Source organism: Bifidobacterium sp. ESL0704 (assembly GCF_029392075.1).
Lineage (GTDB): Bacteria > Actinomycetota > Actinomycetes > Actinomycetales > Bifidobacteriaceae > Bifidobacterium.
This window is the reverse complement of the sequence record NZ_CP113929.1, coordinates 825,478-846,777: the sequence shown is the minus strand read 5'-3', so window position 1 is coordinate 846,777 and position 21,300 is coordinate 825,478. Positions and strand designations below refer to the sequence as shown.

The window sequence follows — 21,300 nt, the reverse complement described above, 5'->3', positions numbered from 1 at the left end:
CGTTGCCGGCGCTTTATTGTTCAGCAGAGGACTTGTCTTGTCTCAGCTCGTCGATGGCGTTCTGGAAATCAGTCAGTCCGTTGAAATTCTGATACACGCTGGCAAAACGCAGGTAGGCCACCTCATCAAGTTCGCGCAACGGCTTCAGGATGGCCTTGCCGATGTCTTCCGACTTGACCTGCGCCAACCCCTGACTGCGCAGATCCTCTTCCACCTGCTGCCCCAGCTGCTTCAGCGCGTCTTCATCGATGGGCCTGCCCTGACATGCCTTACGCACCCCACCGATGACTTTCTGACGGTCGAATGGCTCAAGATTGCCAGAACGCTTCGTCACCAGAAGCATCGTCGTCTCCACCGTGGTGAACCTGCGCCCGCACTCCGGGCATTCGCGCCTGCGTCTGATGGAATGGCCGTCTTCACTGATACGCGTATCAACGACTTTAGTATCATTATTCTGGCAGAAAGGACAATGCATACTGATACCCTATCCACAGGCCGGGAAAACGGTGTGTCTAGACGCTTCGATGCGTTCTGATTGATATCGTCCGCTGAGCAGAGGACAGAGCGGCCCATTCAACCGGATATGTCACGAACCATATTGTCATCGGCGCACAACGCCTGATCCCGGGCAACAGGAAACGACGCCCCGCACGGCCTAGGACTCTTCAGGCACCACAATCCGCTGACCCGGCTGCAGCTGAGCCGAATCAAGCTGATTCATATCCATGATCTCGACGACCGTGTCTCCCACATTCTTGTTTTCCGGCGTAATCTGACGGGCGTACGACCACAAGGTATCGCCGGGACGAACCGTATAGCTGACGACATTGGCATCGCCCGTGGCCGAATTGGCGATATGCGGGGCAATCACCTGCCAGGCGAAGAACACCACGACGGCGAACACGAGCGCCGCAACAACCCTGTTGCGCGAGACACGATGACGCTTGGCGGCATTGCGGGCTTGGGAATTACTTGCTTGCACACTCATCCTCTGCACTCCTTCGAACATTTGTACCAACGAACGTTTGTTCTATATTGGCACACTTGTTCGAAAAAAGCAAGCCCGAATCGAACATCTGTTTGATTTATTGGGAAACATGAGTTATGCTATAAGTCAAATGCCGAAAGGAATTACCGTGAGCACCCTTCCACCTATCCATAATCCACATGGCGACTTCACCCAGGCCGCGCCGAACCAGCCGTTGACGGACAGGCAACGCAAAGTATTGGATGCAGTGCGCAATCATGTCTCCCGGTATGGCTTCGCCCCCTCCTTCCGCGAGATAGGCGAACAAGCGGGGCTGAGGAGCCCTTCTTCGGTCAAGCACCAGCTTGAGGTCCTTGAAGGCAAGGGCTATATCAGGATGAACGCCAACAAAGGCCGGGCCATCGAATTGGTGGAAGCACAATCCAATACCAGTGAGAGCAGCCACGCCTCCAGGGTGCTGCCATTCAGCTCCGGCGACGATGCCGACGAGGCCATCGCCCAGTCGCACGATATTCCCTTGGTGGGTCGTATCGCGGCAGGCACCCCCATCACCGCGGAACAGCATGTCGACGACGTGATGAGATTGCCGGAACGGCTCACCGGCAACGGCAATCTCTTCATGCTCGAGGTCCACGGAGATTCGATGATAGACGCAGCCATCTGCGACGGCGACTTCGTGGTGGTGCGCGAACAGGAGACGGCGGAAAACGGCGATATCGTGGCCGCTTTGCTCGACGGCGAGGCCACGGTCAAGACCTTCCAGAAAGATCACGGCCACGTTTGGCTGATGCCGCACAACCCGTCCTACTCCCCCATCGACGGCACGTATGCCAAGGTGATGGGCAAGGTCGTCACGGTCCTGCGCAAGATCTGAACAAGTGCCCATCGAGCAAGATGCTGGCATCGCAGTCAATGCGCATACCGGCACCCGTGTTTCAGCAGGCGAATCGTAGGCCCCCGGGAGACATCAGATTCCACAGCACGCGGCACCGCTGTCGCTTTCTCCATGCAACTCCTACGACCCATACGCCCGAACCACAGAGCCCAGCACACACATTCAGATGTGCCGTTTGCCATGAAAGAACACGATCTCATCCCGTTCAGCGATGGATTTCCTCGCTTTGGGAACGGCTGAAGCCCTGCGGCTCCAGCTGGAAGGTGGTGTGAGGAATCGAAACCGAGAAATGATCGGTCAGACAGGTGTGCAGATGGCGCAGAATGTCGGCACCCTGCTCCATCGTCAGACCCGGCTCCACCACGACGTGTGCGGTGAGAATCGGCATGCCGGTCGCTACGGTCGAAGCATGCACATCGTGGACGTCGATGACGTGGTCGACGCTTTTCATATGGTTGCGCACCTCGTCCAGATCAAGGCCTTCCGGCGTCTCCTCGAGCAGCACCTTGACGGCATTCTTCATCAGCACAAAAGCCCTGGGTACGATCAGCAAGGCTATAACCGCACCGGCGAGCGCATCGAAACCATGCCAGCCGGTGGTCATGATGACGATGGCGGAGATCACGACGGTACATGAACCAAGCGCATCGTTCATGGTCTCCAGGAAAGCGGCGCGCATGTTCATGTTGTCCTTGTGCTGGCCGGAAAGCACAAGAACGGAAATCACGTTGAACACCAAACCCAGAATGCCGAATCCCAGCAGCATCCCCACGTTTTGGACCTCGTCACCGGAGACACCGGCCAGACGCAGAACCGCTTCGACCAAGGCGTAAACGCCTACGGCCATCAATATCAGCGCACCCAGACCCGCGGTGATCGGCTCCAGTCTGGCCCAGCCCCAAGTACGCTCTTTGTCGGGTTTTCTGCGCATCAGCACGGCCGTGATGGTGGAGGCGGTAAGCACCGCGACATCCGTAAGCATATGGGCGCAATCGACCAGCAACGCCAGCGATCCGGTGATGGCCGCACCAATGACCTCGACGACGAAAATCGTCAAGGTCAGCCCCACCGTGACCATCAATCGGGTCTGATGCTCCTTCGCCCTGATTCCTCCATCGCCCGGCCCTTTGCCTGCGGCGGCCTGCTGATTATTCTTCTGAGCTTGCACAGTCATGCCCTCTCCCTGCCGTCAATCATCGCCATCAACGAAGTCAACGCTCATGGTTCTATTGGACTTCGCCTGTTGACGTAATGCGCTTTCGGTATCCGCGCATCCCTTCATTGACGACACTATACGCGTCAAAACCTATACAAGACTTGGGTTTTACGGCTCAGAGCCGAAGAACAAACAGGTCGCACAATATTGTGAATTTCATTGTTATTTGACACTGAAACCGACAATCCTTCTCATTGCCAACGTTTCAGGAAATGCCGTGTCAAAAGCCGCGAAAAACAATGCCGCCCCGCCAAGAAGGCAAGGGCGGCATTCGCCGTATCGAAAAAACAATCGATGAAACGCTTTTATCGGCAGGCCGAAATCAGAAACCGAACTTGGCCACAGCAGCCTTCAGCGTTTCCGCCGAACTGCGCAGCAACGAGAGCTCATGGTCGGAAAGCGGGGTGTTGATATGGGAGTTGACGCCGGAACGGTTGACCAAGGTAGGTACCGACATGCAGATGTCCGAGATGCCGTGGAAGTCCTGCAGCAGCGAGGACACGGGCAGCACGCGGTTCGAGTCGGTCAGGACGGATTCGATGATGTCGACGCCGGACATGGCGATGGCGAAGTTCGTGGCGCCCTTGCCGTTGATGATGCGGTAGGCGGCGTTCTTGACCTCCTGATGAATCTCCTCGCGCTTGGCGGCATCGAGCGGCTCATGACCGGGCAACGCCTTCCAATCGCACATGGAGACACCGCCGATGGTGGCCTCGGCCCAGAGCGGCACTTCGGAATCACCGTGCTCACCGGCGATGTAGGCGTGAACGTTCTTGACGTTGACGCCGGTCTGCTGACCGATCAGGAAACGCAGACGCGCGGTGTCGAGGTTGGTCCCCGAACCGAAGATCTGGTTGGCCGGCAGCCCCGAAAGCTTGAGCATCACATGAGTGACGATATCGACCGGGTTGGTGATGAGCATGAAGATGGCGTTCGGGGCGACCTTGACCACGTTGGGCACGATGGACTTCATCATGCTGATGGTCGCGCCGGCGAGATCGAGCCTCGTCTGCCCGGGCTTCTGGCGAGCACCTGCGGTGATGACCACCATATCGGCATCGCGGCAGATCTCCACATCGTCCGATCCGTCGATGGAAACGGAAGGATAGAAGCTGGAACCGTGCTGCATATCAAGGACTTCCGCCTCGACACGCTCCTTGTTGATGTCTTCAAGCACGATATCACGGGCAACGCCGCGCTGGGCGGCGGCAAAGGCGAGCGTGGAACCGACGGCCCCTGCTCCGATGATGGCAAGCTTGGTTGGTTTAACGGAATTGGACATATGATTGAACCCCTTTCAGCATGAATGACTTTGAAGAAGAACGATAATCGGCTGCGCTTTTCTTCGTCTCTTCATCCAAACCTCTTTCACACAGCCATGCGAGCAGACCATGACACAGCGGTATAGCAGCGCCATGCTTCTCGCCATTGTGATAGCCACAAACTCGACCAGCGCGAATCGCAAGGAATGAATCATCCGTCCTCGCACCGTTGGCAATCGCCCAGTCGAATCCAAATCGGCGTCAAAGCGAAACCTTGTGACTTCACTTATTTTATCAGGTGGCATACATAACCTTTTGTACGTATGTCTTTTGGCCCGTCTAATACATCGGGTATCCCGCAAACGCGCCGATCGGACAAACCGCCCAAGGGCACCATGCAGGCAAACTGCAATCAACCGGCAAGCCGGGCCATATTGTATCGCCATGGTTCAACCCGTCAAGACGTTCAATGCACCTTTCACCGTTGCGCATCGGCCGGCAACGCACCAATGGCGGCACGCGCGGCCACAAGCGCCTCGCGCAACGGTTCGACGTCCGGGTACCAGCGTCGCTCCCATTCCAAGGAAAGCGGACCGGAGTAGCCGCCCGCCTTCAGCACCCGGCAGCATTGCGCAAGCGGCACACGTCCGGAACCTTGCAGCACCGGCGTCTGGTCGCCGGGATACGCGCAGTCCTTGATCTGCACCAGCCCACGGCCATCGACCAGATATCGGCCGATATAGTCAAACGTCGTCTGCGGGTCCTCACCTACCCTCCACGGATGCGCGATATCCCAGATCGAGCCGACGCGGTTGCCGGGAGCGATCTTGTCAAGATAATGGTGAATCAGCGCATTGCGGGCACCGTTGGTGTGGCTGTCGTGCGTCTCGATCAACGGCTGGACGCCGAGTCGGTCCGCAAGCGGCAAGGCCCGCACCACAATCTGCGCGCCGCGTTTCGAGACCCCGGCAAGGTTCATGCCATCCGGCAGATCAAGGCCGGGCAATCGGTCGGGCGTGGCGGCGCTACCGGCATCGAGCGGCGCGGTCGGGAAAATGCGCACGAATCGCGCACCCAGCACGCTTGCCATGTTGAGGCAGTGTTCGAGACTTTCGACCAGCTCGTCGTCCTTGCGTGACGTATTGCATATCTGTACGCGGGAATCGAGTGAGACGATGCCGACCGACGCCTTATCGGCCAAGCGATCGCGCATGGCCTTGAGCTCGTCATCACTCGAATCCATGCGAAACAGCATCTCCTCGCCTACTGAGACCTCGATGGTCTTTACCCCGGTCGCCCTGAACGTCTCAGCCAGCTCGTCAATCGAATCGTAAGGCGCACCGAGCGTGCTCGCGGCCAATTCCCACGTCATCGCCGATCGCCTTTCCCACTGTCGGCGCTTGCAGCCGATTGGCCGGCGACAGAGCGTTTGCTGCCAACTCCATGGGCACCGGTATCGGCCTCAGTAGCGTTGCAATCTTTGGGATCGTGTTCCACAATCGGGTGATTCGCGTCGCCCAGCGGATTCGGCTCGGGATGGTCGAGCGGCTCACCGGCGGCGATATGCTCGAATTCGCGCACCACGGATTCGCCCATACGCTTCAAATCGCAGCCCATCGACCCGGCGATATGCGGGGTGAGGATGACGTTGTCGCGGTTCCACAGCGGCGAGTCCGGCGGCAACGGCTCGCTCGGATAGGTCACGTCGAGCACCGCGCGGATACGCCCGGAAACCAGTTCCCTTTCGAGGGCTTCCGGGTCGATGACGATGCCACGGGCGGTATTCATCAGCAGAGCCCCGTCCTTCATCAGGCCCAGCTCATGCGCGCCGATCATGCCTTTGGTCTGCGCAATGCCGGGCGTGTGGATCGAAACGATATCGGAATAGCGGAACACATCATCGAGGCTGACCTTTGTGGCCCCGTAGCGTGCCGCGGTTTCGTCGCTTAAGTGGCGGCTCCATGCGATCACCTTGAAATCGAAGGGTTTCAAGAGCGTCATGAAGTCACGGGCGATCTGCGAAGTGGCGGTGACGATGCCGACGGTCTTGCCGAAGGTTCCGGCTTCCGGATAAGCCTGTTCGCGGTCGACCGGCTTACGGTCGCGTTCGTATTGGCGCTGCGAAAGCATGTAATACTTACTCTCAAGCAACGTCACGCCAAGGCAATATTCGGCGACAGGAAGGGAATTGGCGACCTGGACGTTGGTGGCGAAGATACCGCGCTCTTTGGCGACCTCAAGCGCTTCCGTCGTGAACTTCACGTATGCGCTGCCCTGCGAGGCGACGATGCCCTTGAGATTCGGCATGGCGGCAAGAACTTGCGGCGTGACCTCGGGCGCTTCCCAGCCGTACCAAAGGTAGTCGATATCGCTAAGACGCGCCATTTCGGCCGGATTGCCGTAGTCCATCACCTCTTGGTGCCGCGTGAAATCCGCGACTTTGCGCAATCGCTCCCACATCGAATCCGTCAGCAGCATCTCCGGCAAACCCGGTTTCATCGATATGCCGATTTTGAATTTTCCCGCCATAACGCTCCTTCGCCAGGTGGTGAGGCATCGGCACCCGTGCCGAAATCCGTCACACACATCACAACGGACTAAAGATTATCACGCAAGAGAATCGGCAGGAAACGCCAACGCTCGACCATCGATTCTACGAGGCTGCGACTACCCACGAAGTCCGGCTTAATGCCTTGCCTGTCTCGTCGAACCATGCTTGGAGGCAAATTCTGGCACCCAATTGCAACCTTGTCTAAAACACCTAGCCGACCGCCTGTTCCATCACCTGAGCCGCCAAGCGCGAATCCACGTCGGCCTCGAGGGCAACACCGTCGGCCCGATAATCCTCTTTCTCGACCTTTCCGTATTCACGTACACGGGACAGCAGCGAACCGGCCGCATCGGTATACGGCAGCAACGCCTCGACATGTACCGACGGGACGGGCAACGCCTTTTCGACGGTAGCTCGCAGATCGTCCAGACCACTGTCGTCGGCGGCGGAAACGATGAGCGCGTCGGGGCGGATATTGTGCAGACGCTCAAGCGTGCCACGGTCGACCTGATCGGCCTTGTTGAAGGCGAGGATACGCGGGATGTCGGAAACGCCGTCGATGCCGGCGAGCACGTCGTTGACCGCGACGACCTGTGCGAACGGGTCGGTGGTGGAGGCGTCGACGACGTGCAGGATGATGTCGGCCTCGCCGATTTCCTCAAGCGTGGATTTGAATGCCTCGACCAGTTGGGTGGGCAGACGGCGCACAAATCCGACCGTATCGACGTAGGCGTACAGGCGCCCGTCGGCGGCTTTGGCGCGACGAACCGCGGTGTCGAGGGTGGCAAAGAGAGCGTTGCCGACCAGTTCGCCGGAATTGGTCAGGCGATTGACGAGCGAGGATTTGCCGGCGTTGGTATAACCGACCACGGCGACTGTGGGCAGGCCATAGCGGTGACGCGAGCCGCGCTTGACGGCACGGGCCGGGGCCATCGCGCGAATCTGCTTTTTAAGGCGGGCGATACGGGTGCGGATGACACGGCGGTCCATCTCGATCTGGGTCTCGCCCGGGCCACGCGAGCCGATGCCGCCGTTGACGCCTGCCGCCTGACCGCCGGCCTGACGGGAAAGCGAACCGCCCCAGCCACGAAGCCTCGGAAGCATGTACTCGAGCTGCGCCAGCTCCACCTGAGCCTTGCCTTCACGGCTGGTGGCATGTTGGGCGAAAATATCCAGGATGACGGCAGTGCGGTCGACCACCTTGACCTTGGTGGCGTCCTCAAGCGCACGACGCTGGCTTGGCGCGAGATCACCATCGACGATGATGGTGTCGGCCTCGCTTTGCGCCACGATTCCGGCAATTTCCTTGGCCTTGCCACGGCCCACGTAGGTCGCCGCATCGGGCTTCAGACGATGCTGCAAGACGCCATCGCAGACCACGGCACCTGCGGTATGCGCGAGCGCCGCCAGTTCACGCAACGATTCCTCGGCCTGCTCGATGGTGGTCTCGACGTTCGACCACACCCCCACCAGCACGACGCGTTCAAGACGCACCTTACGGTATTCGACGTCGGTCTCGTCCTGCATCTCGCCCAAGCCGACGACATGCTTGAGCTGGTTGCGTGACTCACGCTCGCTCCATTCCTCGGCTCCGGGAGCACGACCGTCGCTGCTCTCCTGCAGAATGTCGGATTGGCGACCCAACACCGCATTCTGGTCATCGTTATGCCTCTCGCTTGCTGCCAATAAATTTCCTTTCGAAAGCTGACACACCGTCTTTGAGTCAAGCATATTCGGTGCGGTGAACTCGTTTCGCTGTTCCGGTATACAACTAATATTGAATATCTGTTATTCAGATATGGCCGAAGTCAGAGAATTCGGGAACATTCGGGGTGAAATGAGCGAAAAAACGAAACAGCAGCAGAACACCGACTCGGGAAACCAGTCGAACGAGCAGTATTTCTCGGCACAGCCCTCATCGCGCGACGTGCGGCGCAACCTGCACGTTTCATTGCGCGGCCACGAGGTGGACGTAGAGGTGTCCAACGGCGTGTTTTCAGCGCACCGCTTGGATTTGGGCACCTCCGTTTTGCTGCGGCATGCACCCGAACCTCCTGCAACCGGCACTTTTCTTGACATCGGCTGCGGCTGGGGACCCATTGCGCTGGCGATGGGGCTGGAGTCGCTGAAAGCCGATATATGGGCGCTTGACGTCAACGAGCGCGCGCTGGAACTGACGAAGACCAACGCCGAAAAGCTAGGACTCGGCGGACGCATTCATACCGCCCTCGCCGCCGATATCCCCTCCGATCTCACCTTCGATCTGATCTGGTCGAATCCTCCCATCCGTGTCGGCAAACCGGAGCTGCACTCGTTGCTGATGGCTTGGCTCCCCAGACTCAAAGCGGGCGGATGCGCCTATCTGGTCGTACAGAAAAACCTGGGCAGCGACTCGCTGATCAAGTGGCTGTCGGCGGAACTCGGCGACGGTTTTAGCGTCACGAAATACGCCAGTTCCAAAGGCTACCGCGTCATCGAAGTTCGACACTGAAAAATCCGCATACCCAAAAGAGACCATTGAAAACAAGAATCCCAGAATCCTAAGCCTCATTTTTCCAATAGCTTTTTGGGTGTGCGTACAATAGAGAAACACATGAAATACCATTATCCAACAGAGCTGCCGGTCAGTGCGGCACACGACGAAATTCAACGTGCCGTGCGTGATTCGCAGGTCGTCATCGTCTCCGGGCAGACCGGTTCGGGCAAGACCACCCAGATCCCCAAAATGCTTCTGGAAATGGGGCGCGGCACCCACGGCCATCAGATCGTGCACACTCAGCCGCGCCGCCTGGCCGCCAGAACCGTGGCCGAGCGCATCTGCGACGAGATGGGTGTGAAACTCGGCGAGGAAATCGGCTATCAGGTCCGATTCACTGATGAAAGCTCGCCGAAGACCCGTCTGCGCATCGTCACCGACGGCATTCTCCTGGCCCAGATTCAGCATGATCCGCGGCTTTCACGCTACGACACCATCATCATCGACGAGGCGCACGAACGCAGCCTCAACATCGACTTCCTGCTCGGCTACCTCACCGCGCTTCTGCCCAAGCGCCGCGATCTGAAACTCATCATCACTTCGGCCACCATCGACTCGGTGAAATTCAAGGAGCATTTCGAAGACGCGCTGCATACGAAGGTTCCCGTCATCGAAGTCTCCGGCCGCACCTACCCGGTGCAGATCGTCTACGAACCGCTGGGCGGCATGCCCGCATTGATGCGGCATGTGCCAGGCTTCGCCGACGGGTCGCTGCCCGACCAGAACGGCGAGATTCCGGGAACGGATAACGGTGGCGGCACAGGCCGCGGCTCCGGCTCCACCGGCAGCGAGGATATGCCACGAGCGGTGGCACGCGCCTGCGCCGAGCTGGTCATCCATTCCTCGCACGACCGCGGCCCGCGCGACATTCTCGTTTTTGCTTCCGGCGAGCGCGACATCCACGAATACGAGGATGCCATTCGCCATCATTTCGGCCCACGAGCCGCCGATATGCGACGCCCGGACGCGCTGGAAATCGTGCCGCTTTACGCCCGGCTTTCATCCAAGGAGCAACACCGCGTCTTCGAGCACCATGCCCACCAACGCATCGTCATCGCCACCAACGTGGCGGAGACCTCGCTGACGGTGCCGGGTATCCGCTACGTGGTCGACCCCGGCGAGGCCCGTATCTCGCGCTATTCCAAATCCGCCAAAGTGCAACGCCTGCCCATCGAGGCCATCAGCCAGGCCAGCGCCGACCAGAGAAGCGGCCGATGCGGACGTATCGCCGACGGCATCGCCATCCGCCTCTACTCCAAGGACGACTACGAGGCTCGTCCGCGCTTCACCGAGCCGGAAATCCTGCGCACCTCACTGGGCGCTGTAGTGCTGCACATGCTTTCGGTGGGCGTGGCACGCACGGCCGATGACGTGACCCATTTCGGTTTCATCGACCCGCCCGACACCCGTTCCGTCTCCGACGGCTTCAACGAGCTCACGGAACTCAAGGCCATTGCACGCAAGCACGGCGAGGTTCGCCTGACCCACATCGGCCGGCAGCTTTCGCGCATCCCCATCGATATCCGACTCGGTCGCATGATTCTCGAAGCCGCGCATTCCACCACGCCGAACACACTCGCCGCGGTCATCGTCATCGTCGCCTTTTTAAGCCTGCAGGACCCGCGCGAACGACCAGACGAAATCCGCGAGGAAGCCGACCGCGTCCACAACCGCTACGCCGACCAGACCAGCGACTTCCTGACCGCCCTGAACATGTGGGACCATATCTTCGGCCCTGACGAAGGCAACGACGGCAATCACACCGGCAACGCCAAACTGCGCAAGATCTGCAAGTCCGAATACTTCAGCTTCATCCGGCTCCGGCAATGGCGTGACTTGGTCTCCCAGTTGCGGCAGATGTGCCGGCAGATGCATTTCAAGGTCGGCATACCCAAACCGATCTCGCGTCCGGCGCCCGAAATCCTCATGCTGCCGATCAACCAGCAGGCGGCGCACGCGCTGTGCTGCTCGTGGGATGCACAGGACATCCACTCCTCGATGCTGGCCGGTCTGCTGTCGATGATGGGCATGCAGGTGGTGCGCGAACCCAAGGCCTCGGACTTCTCCGGTCTCAAGGGCGCCGCCAAGGCACGAGCCATGAAGCGTGCAGCGAAGCAGTCGAAGAACGAGTATCAGGGTGCGCGCGGCACCCGTTTCGCACTTTTCCCCGCCTCAAGCGTGGCCAAGTCGACCCCGCCTTGGGTCATGTCGACCGACCTGACCGAAACCTCGCGTCTCTGGGCACGCTACTCGGCCGCCATCGACCCGGCATGGGCCGAGCCGCTGGCCGGAAGCCTCACCCGCGTCACCTATGCCGAGCCGCACTGGTCCGGCTCGCGTGGCAGCGCCATCGCCAGCTCGAAGGTGCTGCTCTACGGCCTGCCGATCGTGGCCGACCGTCCGGTGCAATGGGGACGTATCAACCCCGGCGAGGCCCGCGATTTCCTGATCCGTCAGGGCCTGGTTGAAGGTGATATCCAGCAGCGCTTCTCCTACGATGATTTCATCGTCGCCAACCGCGACATCCTGCAAGACGCCGTGGACGACACCAACCGCACCCGCCAGATTGCCGACAGCGTCAGCGACGAGGATCTTTTCGACTTCTACAACGCCGTCATTCCGGCCGACGTGACCAGCGTGGCCAACCTCGGCAAGTGGGTCAGGTCCATCCACGACTCTCAGCCGCACCTGCTTGATTTCGATCCGGAGAAGGTCGAACGCCTGCAATCGCACAAATCCGTGGACCTGCGCGATTATCCCGACCAATGGCATACACTTGGCAGCGACGGCACCCCCATCGATTTGCGTCTGAGTTATATCTACAATCCCAGCGACCCGGCCGACGGCGTGACGGTGCATATACCAATCAAGGCCTTGTCTCGCTTGACTCCCGAGCAGTTCACTTGGAACGTGCCGGGGTTGTTAGACGAACTCATTCTTGGCTATATCAAATCGCTGCCGAAATCATTGCGCGTCCAGTTCGTCCCTGCTCCCGACACGGCCCGCACAATTCGCGCGGCCATCGACGAACGCTACCCGGACCTGCCCGGTTCCGGCTCGGAAGGCAAACCGAACCTGCCACCGGTAGACGAAGCGACCGGAACCGCGCGTTGGCCTGATTTCGCGCACGCCTTCACCTATGCCGCCATCACGAGCGTCAATGCCACCATCCACCCGGAGGATTTCAACAGCGACCAGCTGGGCAAGCTTTCACCCTATCTGCGCGTCATGTTCAGTGTCGAGGAACCATTGCCACCAGCACCAGTCAAGGGGCGTCACGGCGGCAAACATGACGGTAAAAGCAAACGCAATCACATTGATGCCAGCAATACAGCGAAACCCTACAATAAGTACGCAAATGGTTCCGACTCGGTTCACGGCAAAGATAACGGCAAGGCCGACGCCCAATCGGGACGGGATAGCCGAAACAATTCAGGCAGCGCCAATAATCCGACCATCATCGATGACGCGACTTTCCGTGCCCAACGCCACGGCAAAGCACAACGCTACCGAGTGCTCGGCTGCGGCAAATCGCTCGTTGAGCTGCAGCGCAAGTTCGCCCGTCAGGCCCAGGCCAGCGCACGGAAAACGGTGGAACGTCAGGCCAGCAAGGCCAAGTCGCGGGGCTTGGTGGTCGCGCAGGCGAACCTGTTGAACAAGGCCGGCGCTACCACCATCTCCCGTGCCGAGATGCTGTGGCAGGCAGCATACGAAAAGCTGAAGCTGCCCGAGGACCGCATCTCCTCACGTTGGCTTGGCGGCGAGGCACTGATGCTGGCGAGCGCACCCTACAAGTCCACCAAACTCCTGGTCGATGACCTTGAGTTGGCGGCCGTTAAGCGTCTGCTTCCTCAAATCGACAAGCTCCCCGATGACACCGCGCTGGCCGAGGCGGTAAGCGGCGTGACGCAGACCTTCGAAGACACGGTCTATGCCGTCGCCCACGATGTCATCGCCATCCTCAAACGCTACGCCGCCGTCGATTCTGCGGTAGGCGGCAAAGCGGACCTGACGATGCTGGCCGTGCTGCAATCGGTGCGCGAACATATCGCCACGCTCGTCTACCCCGGATTCATCGGCAAGACCCCTCCGCTCGCCCTGCCGAATATCGAACGCTATCTGCACGCCGATCTGATGCGCCTCGACAAGGCCAAGGCCGACAAGAACCGCGACGTGCGCTGGGCGTGGGAAGCCGACGAAGCCAAAGATCTGGTCACCAAGGCACAGGAAAAGCTCAAGGCCGAACCCGCCGGTCCTCGCCGGGAGACGTTTGGCAAACAGGTGGAGCAGGCACGTTGGATGCTCGAGGAGTTCCACGTCTCGCTCTGGGCGCAGGAGCTGGGCACCAAAACACCGGCCAGCCTCAAACGCATCCGCAAGACACTAGCCTGAGCCGCCTCGACTGCTAGAGCCCGATACAGCTTCATCGCCAGCTCGACATGGTCGAATCCGGCTTTAAGCTTATGCTGCTGGAGGATTTATGACGCTAAACCGACCATCGGCGTCGTGAATCCTCCACCAACACTGACAACTGGAGGACTTACGACACTTTTCCACCGCTTGGCGTCATGAATCCTCCACCAACACTGACAACTGGAGGACTTACGACACCTTCCCGCCACTTGGCGTCGTGAATCCTCCAGCGTCCTAAGCTAGTGGAGGTTTTGCGACACTTTATCGGCCATTGACGTCGCAAAACCTCCAGCAACACACACTACCGGAGGAAACATGACGCGCAACCGCCCACCAGCGTCGCCAAACCTCCAACCGCACTCCCCCGAAAACTCTCAGGGGCGCACGATAGCATGGTTGCTGTGACCTCATCTTCCAAGTCTCGTAGTCGTTCCCGTTCCCACGCCGCATTCCTTGCGAGCTACAAATGCAAGTGGCGCAAGGCCAGTGTTCCTGCGAAAGTAAGTGTCGTTCTCGGCGGCATCGTTGCGGTCATCTGCGTGATGGCCTTGGTGATGGGACTCGTTCGCCTGGTCCAATGGCATATCGAGGTCACGGATGCGCAGAAGCGACAGGAAGAAATGGTGCGGCAATACGATTTCGACCCCGGCGACATCATCTCCGACGCACAGTTCTTCAATGCGGACGCCATGAACCAGGCCGAAGTGCAGGCCTTCATTATCAAGCATGGACCGAACTGTACCTCGGCGAACTGCCTGCCCGTCAAGACCTTCGACACCACCGACATCGCCGCCAACAGTCTCTGCAATGCCTACAAAGGCGCCAAAGCCGAATCCGCGAGCGCCATCATCTACAAATCCTCGCAGGCCTGCGGCGTCAGCGAAAAAGTGCTCCTGACCGTGATGCAAAAGGAGCAGCATCTCATCGGTTCGGCCAACCCCACCGATTTCCAATACAAGGCCGCCATGGGCCTGAGCTGCCCGGACGACGCCGATTGCGACCCGCAATATGCCGGCTTCTTCAACCAGGTCTACGGCTCGGCCAAACGGTTCAAGTACTATCAGGCCCACGAAAGCCAGTACGGCTACCATGTCGGCACGCTCAACTACGTGCAGTACCATCCGAACAAAAGCTGCGGCGGCTCACAGGTCTATATCCGCAACCAAGCTACCGCCCTGCTCTACGTCTACACGCCCTACCAGCCAAATACCGCTTCGCTGAAGGCCGGCTTCGGCGAGGGCGACTCCTGTTCCAGCTACGGCAACCGCAACTTCGCCCTGATCTACAACAACTGGTTCGGCGATCCACGCCAATAAACCACACACCCATTTCCGTCATAATTGAGCCTCTGAGTGGCGCTCATCAGCTCAATTATGACGGGAAAACAAAAATACGCCATATTTAAGCCATTTCCCGACGAGCAACGGCTTATTTATGGCGCAATTCGTATGGAGCCGCAGAAGAGGCGGTTCCTAGAGCTTAGGAAGGAACTTCTCCAGCTCGTAGCGGGTCACCTGACGACGATAATCGTTCCACTCCTGACGCTTGTTGCGCAGGAAATATTCGAAGACATGCTCGCCGAGGACTCCGGCGACGAAGTCGGATTTCTCCATCACTTTCAACGCCTCATCGAGGCTCTCCGGCAACGGCTCGATACCCATGGCCTTGCGTTCCGCGCCGGTCAGGTCCCAGACCGCGTCGCTGGTGGGTTCGGCTAACGTCATCTTCTGCTCGATGCCGTCAAGACCGCTGGCCAGCAGCACCGAAAATGCGAGGTACGGGTTCGCGACCGGGTCGAGCGCACGGTATTCCATACGCGCCGAATTGCCTTTACCGGGCTTGTACTGCGGGATGCGCAGCAGAGCGGAACGGTTGTTGTGGCCCCAGCACACGTAGCTCGGAGCCTCGTTGCCGCCCCACAGCCGCTTGTAGGAGTTGACGTACTGGTTGGTGATCGCGCTGATTTCGCGGGCATGGTAGAGGATGCCCGCGGCGAACTGGCGGGCGATCAGCGACATGTTGAACTCCTGGCCGGCTTCGTAGAAGGCGTTCGAATCCCCTTCGAAGAGGCTTAGGTGGGTGTGCATGCCGCTGCCGGGCTGGTCGGTCAGGGGCTTGGGCATGAAGCTGGCGTGGATGCCGCGTTCCAGCGAAATCTCCTTGACCACCGTGCGGAAGGTCATGATGTTGTCGCTGGTCGCCATCGCGTCGGCGTAGCGCAGATCGATCTCGTTCTGGCCGGGGCCGACCTCATGGTGCGAGTATTCGACGGAAATGCCCATCTGCTCGAGCATGTTGACGGCGGCGCGACGGAAGTCCATCCCGGGGCTGCGCGGCACATGGTCGAAGTAGGTGCCGTAGTCGACGGGAGTTGGCGGCACCCCCCAGTCATCCTGTTGCTGGAAAAGATAGAACTCGATCTCGGGGTGGACGTAGAAGGTGAATCCCTTCTCCTTGGCCTTGTCCAGTTCCTGCTCCAGGACGTGGCGGGGGTCGCCGAGCGACGGTTCGCCGTCAGGGGTCAGGATGTTGCAGAACATGCGGGCGGTGCCTTGCGGCCCGTCGCGCCAAGGCAGCAGCTGGAAGGTCGACGGATCGGGCTTGACGATCATGTCGTCCTCCGAGACGCGGGTCATGCCCTCGATCGCGGAACCGTCGAATCCCAGACCTTCCTCGAACGCGTCCTCGAGCTCAGCAGGGGCGATGGCCACGGACTTCAGCGTCCCCAGCACGTCGGTGAACCACAAACGAATAAATCGCACATCGCGTTCCTCGACGGTACGCAAGGCGAATTCTTGCTGTTTATCCATAGTTACTATGGTCTCACCCTCACATTACATTCCAGTTAAACCCGCAGTCCGGCTTTAGAGTCGGCCGATGAATGTTTCGGATTGGCGGAATTCTGCCATTCGCAATCCGACCTCTATCGACCTGCGATATGTTCCAGGAATTACCGACGTTCCCATGCATTTTCGATGTCATCGAAACGCAACGCTGCGGTATCCGGTACCAGCATCTTCGCATGGCCGAGTTCGTCGGGATCGCCTACACCCACCGAAAACGCACCGGCGGCGTTGATGGCGGTGATGCCTGCGACCGAGTCCTCAAGACCGACGCAATCACTCGGGTCGAAGCCGATTTCGGATGCCGCCTCCAGGAAGATGTCGGGAGCCGGTTTGCCCGCCGCCACTTTGCTCGGGTCGGCGATAGCGTCAAACGTATCCGAAAGTCCAAGTTTTTCAAGGATAAACGGCCCGTTCATACTCGCCGAGGCCAGCGATAGCCTCACGCCGTGCTGTTTCATCTGCTCGATCAGTTCGGGGATGCCCGGCAGGATATCGGCCGAGGTGAGCCCGGCCAAAAGAGCGCGGTACGCCTCGTTCTTTTCTGTGGCCAGCGCGTCAAACTGCTCCTGCGGAACAGTGACGCCCAGATAGTCCAGAATCACCTTGAGCGAGTCGACACGGCTGACGCCCTTGGTCTTCTCCTCCAGCGCATCCGGCAGCTCGCGGCCGAAGTGGTCTCGCACCAGCTTGCGCCACGCCTGAAAATGATAGACGGCGGTATCGGCGATCACGCCGTCCAAATCAAAAAGCGCACCTTTCATCGCTTTCCTCTTTCCCTGCTCTTCGCATGATTGCATCCAAGAAGGCATCATACACATCCGGCAATCATTTTCGATCACTTTTCAGCATACCGAAAATATCGCTATACGTCGTGCCCGAAAATCCAACCAGCCCAGCGGCTACAACGCTACTGCCGCCGCGCCACGGCCAACGCCTGTTTCAAGGTAAAGGCATGCGAATACAGGGACTTGCCGAGGATCGCGGCATCGACGCCGATATCCTCCAGTCCCGCGACCGCACGGATGTCATCAAGACTCGAGATGCCGCCGGAAGCGGTGACGCGGGCCGGCGTGCGTTCGGCGACCTTCCGTAGCAATGTCAGGTTCGGCCCGTCCATCATCCCGTCATGGGCGACGTCCGTGACCACGTAGCGCCGGCAGCCGGCCTTATCGAGCATGGCCATGGTGTCGAAGAGGTCGCCGCCAGAGCTCACCCAGCCGCGGCCGGCCAGGGTATGGCCTTTGACATCGAGGCTGATGGCCACTTTGTCTCCATATTTTTTAATGACTTCGGCGGTCCATTCGGGGTTTTCCAGCGCGGCGGTGCCGATATTGACCCGTGCCGCTCCGGCTGCGAAGACGGCTCCGAGGCTGGCGTCATCGCGAATGCCGCCACTCATTTCGATATGGACCTTGTCGCCCAGTTTTTCGCCGATCTCACGCAGGCGCGAACGGTTGTCACCAGAGCCGAACGCGGCGTCGAGATCGACCAGATGGATCCAGTCCGCGCCCTCGTCAAACCATGTCCGCGCCGCCTCGTAAGGGCTGCCGTAATCGGTTTCGGAACCGGATTTGCCCTGCCGCAAACGCACGGCCCTGCCACCCCGGACATCAACGGCCGGAAGCAATGTCAGCATATTGTTCTCCTTAACCATGCCGTGCGATCTTGTCAATCGCCGGTTACTTCATCATAGCGAACACCAAAACGGGACCGTTGCGCAACGCCGCCGATAGTGCTGTCGCATAGGCCCGCAACTTCGTTCAGCGACATCGTTCAGCGACAAGGTACGCCCCAATGTCGTTGTCGGTTCAGAGCGTCGCCGCCCAGTTCTTGAGCAATTGCGCCCCGGCCTCCCCTGATTTCTCCGGATGGAACTGGGTGGCCGAAAGCGGGCCGCGCTCGTAGGAGGCCACAAAATGGCTGCGTCCGTAATCGCAGAAGCCCACCTTTTGCGTATCGACCTCGTCGATGGAGGATTGTGTGTGACCGTGATATTCATCGGCCTGCATGGCCGTCGCATTCGCCGCAGCCACAGGTCTTGCGGGAACGGACGCGCTCATGGAAGCGTAGGAATGCACGAAATAGAAGCGCTGGTCCTCAAGCCCTCTGAGAATCACCGAACCCTTCGGTGCGGCAATGGTGTCCCAGCCCATATGCGGCACCACATCCGCGTCAAGGAGGTCCACACTGCCGTCGATGATGCCAAGGCCCTTCGCAACCGTTCCGCCTTCGCTGCCTTGCACGAACATGATCTGCAGGCCGACGCACACGCCCAGCACCGGCCGCCCCGCCTTGAGACGCTCGATAATGATTCGGTCGCCGCCAACGGCTTTGAGACCGTCCATACATGCCGCGAACGCACCGACACCGGGCACTACAAGCCCATCGGCCTCAAGTGCCTGACGGTGATTGCTGGTCAGGGTCGGCTCAAGACCGATATGGGCCAGTGCGCGCATCATCGAGCGTACATTGCCGAAGCCGTAATCGAACACCACCACTGCGGTCATTGTCATTCCTCGTTTCCATGGACTTGTCCGGATATCTCAAGTATCGTCCAGATTCTTGCAGCACATCAGAATCATTCACCATGCGAAACGGATCGGCCGGGTTCGCTGCCGACATCTCCTGCGCGGCACACCGTCGGGTTATGCTTCGCCCAGCTCAAACGCCCTACTCGATATCGGGTTTGCCGCGCCCACGCGAACGCGTATGGTCGGCAATCACTCCCATGGCCTTCTTACGGTCGAAATCAGCAGTCATCACAATATGCTCGCCCTGCTCTTTGAGCCTGGAGACGTCGGTGATGCCCAGCATCAGGTCTTCGACGCATTTGGGCGTGGTGGCGAAAAGCACCGGGGGCGCGAACTGCTGGCCCGGCTCCCCTCCCATGTACAGGGTGGAGACAAGCTTGTCCGCACGGTTGACCGAGAGCACGGCCGGCATGCCGTTGACCACGCTCGTCAGATCCCTTGCGGCTCCTTCGGGCGCATCGCCGTCGAGATTGTGCAAAATGGCGACGGCACCGTTCTCATCGGCAATGCAATCGGCGGAGATATCGGCGATCTGGCAGAATGCGGCAAGCAGTTCCGCCGAAATCAGCCTGGTAATGAGCACGGCCACCTTGGCACGGTTGCCGAGAAGTCCTTCGAGCTCCTCGTCAAAGTCCATCTTCTCAAGCTCATCGGTAATCTTACGGTCGGATTGCCCGGAGGCGTCGCCCGCTCCATACGCACCGGCTGCACCGGCCGCACCGGCATTCGCGGCGCCGAACTGCATGTCGGAGCCGCTGCCTCGAGTATCGCCGGAAGCGTCACCGTCAAGGTCTAAGCCGTCGGAATCCGTCCCGTCGTTGTTGTCAACATCCTTGCCGTCAGGGTCATCCGCGAATTCCTTTTCGAAACCGGCCAGTGCCGCTTCAAGCTCCTCATCGCTGAACAACCCGCCGTTTTCGTCGTTGGAATTGTCGAAACCATCGAAATGGTTGTTTTGCTCGTTGTCATCGCTGCGTTCGTTCATCACAGCGCCCCTTTCGTGCTGGGAATGATGCCGGCGATGCGCGGATCGGGTTCGACCGCAAACCGCAGTGCGCGGGCCAGTGCTTTGAATTCGGCTTCGGCAATATGGTGCGGATCGCGGCCGGCGAGCACTTGCATATGCAGGCAGAGGTCGGCGTGGAAGGCAATGGATTCCATAACGTGACGCACCAACGAACCGGTGAAATGGCCGCCGATCATCGCGTATTCGAACCCTGCCGGTTCTCCGGTGCACACAGCGTAGGGACGCCCGGAGATGTCGACCACGGCACGGGCGAGCGCCTCGTCAAGCGGCACGGTGGCGTCGGCGAACCTGCGGATGCCCCGCTTGTCGCCTAGAGCTTGCTTCAGCGCTTCTCCGAAGACGATGGCCGTGTCCTCGACAGTGTGGTGCACGTCGATGTCGGTATCGCCGCTTGCACGAATCTTGAGGTCGATCAACGAATGCTTGCCGAGCGCGGTCATCATATGATTATAAAAAGGCACCGAGGTGTCGATGTCGGTTTTTCCGGTGCCATCAAGATTCAGGCTCAACTCCACCTTGGATTCGCTGGTTTCGCGTACTATCGTAGCCGCTCTCGCCATATCCACTCCTTTGTCGCTGTACACAACGCAACGCTCATACCATCATAATTCATCGCGAGGCCAAGTGAAATCGCCTCTTACGCATCGTCTCGACGATCAGTCGCAAACCCAGCCTCCATCAGATAATAGCGCCTGTCCCCACCAGCAGCCTTCCACGCCGATGACGCAACAGGCGAGCCAAAACAGAAGATGCGCAACTTAAGTATACGATGGAAAATCGAAAGTTTTTCGCGGGATGCGACCGTGTCACCGATTCCCGTTTATATGTACTTGCTCTTGCGCGCTATGCCAAACATCTGCCATTGTCGTCAGGCTATCTGGCAGGCCAGGAACCAAGTGACCGTGACCAATACAACACGCTGCGACAACGTCCTCTGCCGACGCACGGAAGACGAAGAAAACCTCCCCTCCCAACGGTTTCCTCCTTCTCCAACGCCATGGATTGCGATAGCCGGCGTTGCCGATGAGTACGTGG

The 21,300-nt window shown here is 59.4% G+C and carries 17 protein-coding genes; 4 read left to right on the top strand and 13 right to left on the bottom strand.

Annotation, left to right across the window (positions count from 1 at the left end; all coding sequences use genetic code 11):
* Positions 1 to 13: 13 nt before the first annotated feature.
* Both nrdR and OZX64_RS02870 read right to left on the bottom strand, forming a co-directional pair.
* Positions 14 to 475 carry a transcriptional regulator NrdR gene (gene nrdR / locus OZX64_RS02875; protein WP_277173709.1) on the bottom strand — a complete coding sequence of 154 codons (462 nt, stop codon included), beginning with the start codon at positions 473 to 475 and terminating at the stop codon, positions 14 to 16.
* Between the two features lie 180 nt (positions 476 to 655).
* Positions 656 to 988 (bottom strand): LysM peptidoglycan-binding domain-containing protein, encoded by a 333-nt coding sequence (locus tag OZX64_RS02870; RefSeq protein ID WP_277173707.1) that lies wholly within the window; start codon positions 986 to 988, stop codon positions 656 to 658.
* A gap of 88 nt (positions 989 to 1,076) precedes the next feature.
* Between OZX64_RS02870 and lexA the strand changes: the two genes are divergently transcribed.
* Positions 1,077 to 1,862, top strand: a complete 786-nt coding sequence (gene lexA / locus OZX64_RS02865) for a transcriptional repressor LexA (protein WP_277174947.1) — start codon at positions 1,077 to 1,079, stop codon at positions 1,860 to 1,862.
* 226 nt (positions 1,863 to 2,088) lie between these two features.
* On the opposite strand, the gene OZX64_RS02860 is transcribed toward lexA, so the two are convergent.
* From OZX64_RS02860 to hflX, 5 genes are all read right to left on the bottom strand, one after another.
* Positions 2,089 to 2,961 carry a cation diffusion facilitator family transporter gene (locus OZX64_RS02860; RefSeq protein ID WP_277174945.1) on the bottom strand — a complete coding sequence of 291 codons (873 nt, stop codon included), beginning with the start codon at positions 2,959 to 2,961 and terminating at the stop codon, positions 2,089 to 2,091.
* 460 nt (positions 2,962 to 3,421) lie between these two features.
* Positions 3,422 to 4,381 (bottom strand): L-lactate dehydrogenase, encoded by a 960-nt coding sequence (locus tag OZX64_RS02855; protein ID WP_277173705.1) that lies wholly within the window; start codon positions 4,379 to 4,381, stop codon positions 3,422 to 3,424.
* Between the two features lie 458 nt (positions 4,382 to 4,839).
* Positions 4,840 to 5,733 carry a sugar phosphate isomerase/epimerase family protein gene (locus OZX64_RS02850; RefSeq protein WP_277173703.1) on the bottom strand — a complete coding sequence of 298 codons (894 nt, stop codon included), beginning with the start codon at positions 5,731 to 5,733 and terminating at the stop codon, positions 4,840 to 4,842.
* Complete coding sequence (locus tag OZX64_RS02845) at positions 5,730 to 6,890, bottom strand: hydroxyacid dehydrogenase (RefSeq protein ID WP_277173701.1); 1,161 nt, start codon at positions 6,888 to 6,890, stop codon at positions 5,730 to 5,732. Before OZX64_RS02845 ends, OZX64_RS02850 begins: the two co-directional genes overlap by 4 nt.
* Positions 6,891 to 7,122: 232 nt before the next feature.
* Positions 7,123 to 8,598 (bottom strand): GTPase HflX, encoded by a 1,476-nt coding sequence (hflX, locus tag OZX64_RS02840; RefSeq protein ID WP_277173699.1) that lies wholly within the window; start codon positions 8,596 to 8,598, stop codon positions 7,123 to 7,125.
* A 151-nt stretch (positions 8,599 to 8,749) separates the two neighbouring features.
* Between hflX and OZX64_RS02835 the strand changes: the two genes are divergently transcribed.
* The 3 genes from OZX64_RS02835 to OZX64_RS02825 all read left to right on the top strand — a co-directional run bounded on the left by OZX64_RS02835 (position 8,750) and on the right by OZX64_RS02825 (position 15,177).
* Positions 8,750 to 9,403 (top strand): methyltransferase, encoded by a 654-nt coding sequence (locus tag OZX64_RS02835; protein ID WP_277173697.1) that lies wholly within the window; start codon positions 8,750 to 8,752, stop codon positions 9,401 to 9,403.
* 102 nt (positions 9,404 to 9,505) lie between these two features.
* Positions 9,506 to 13,840, top strand: a complete 4,335-nt coding sequence (locus tag OZX64_RS02830) for a DUF3418 domain-containing protein (RefSeq protein ID WP_277173695.1) — start codon at positions 9,506 to 9,508, stop codon at positions 13,838 to 13,840.
* A gap of 413 nt (positions 13,841 to 14,253) precedes the next feature.
* A complete protein-coding gene (locus tag OZX64_RS02825) occupies positions 14,254 to 15,177 on the top strand; it encodes a hemagglutinin (protein ID WP_277173693.1) in 924 nt (307 codons plus the stop codon).
* A 156-nt stretch (positions 15,178 to 15,333) separates the two neighbouring features.
* On the opposite strand, the gene glnA is transcribed toward OZX64_RS02825, so the two are convergent.
* The 6 genes from glnA to hisB all read right to left on the bottom strand — a co-directional run bounded on the left by glnA (position 15,334) and on the right by hisB (position 20,825).
* Positions 15,334 to 16,671, bottom strand: a complete 1,338-nt coding sequence (glnA, locus tag OZX64_RS02820; RefSeq protein WP_277156141.1) for a type I glutamate--ammonia ligase — start codon at positions 16,669 to 16,671, stop codon at positions 15,334 to 15,336.
* A gap of 140 nt (positions 16,672 to 16,811) precedes the next feature.
* On the bottom strand, positions 16,812 to 17,468 hold the full coding sequence (pgmB, locus tag OZX64_RS02815) for a beta-phosphoglucomutase (protein WP_277173691.1): 657 nt from the start codon (positions 17,466 to 17,468) through the stop codon (positions 16,812 to 16,814).
* A 146-nt stretch (positions 17,469 to 17,614) separates the two neighbouring features.
* The gene (gene priA / locus OZX64_RS02810) at positions 17,615 to 18,343 is read right to left on the bottom strand and encodes a bifunctional 1-(5-phosphoribosyl)-5-((5-phosphoribosylamino)methylideneamino)imidazole-4-carboxamide isomerase/phosphoribosylanthranilate isomerase PriA (protein ID WP_277173689.1); all 729 of its coding nucleotides are present in this window, start codon (positions 18,341 to 18,343) and stop codon (positions 17,615 to 17,617) included.
* Positions 18,344 to 18,515: 172 nt separating this feature from the next.
* The gene (hisH, locus tag OZX64_RS02805) at positions 18,516 to 19,214 is read right to left on the bottom strand and encodes an imidazole glycerol phosphate synthase subunit HisH (protein ID WP_277174944.1); all 699 of its coding nucleotides are present in this window, start codon (positions 19,212 to 19,214) and stop codon (positions 18,516 to 18,518) included.
* 163 nt (positions 19,215 to 19,377) lie between these two features.
* Positions 19,378 to 20,223: a hypothetical protein gene (locus tag OZX64_RS02800; protein ID WP_277173687.1), complete on the bottom strand. Its 846-nt coding sequence runs from the start codon at positions 20,221 to 20,223 to the stop codon at positions 19,378 to 19,380.
* On the bottom strand, positions 20,223 to 20,825 hold the full coding sequence (gene hisB, locus OZX64_RS02795; protein WP_277156145.1) for an imidazoleglycerol-phosphate dehydratase HisB: 603 nt from the start codon (positions 20,823 to 20,825) through the stop codon (positions 20,223 to 20,225). The genes OZX64_RS02800 and hisB overlap by 1 nt, the downstream gene beginning before the upstream one ends.
* Positions 20,826 to 21,300 lie beyond the last annotated feature (475 nt).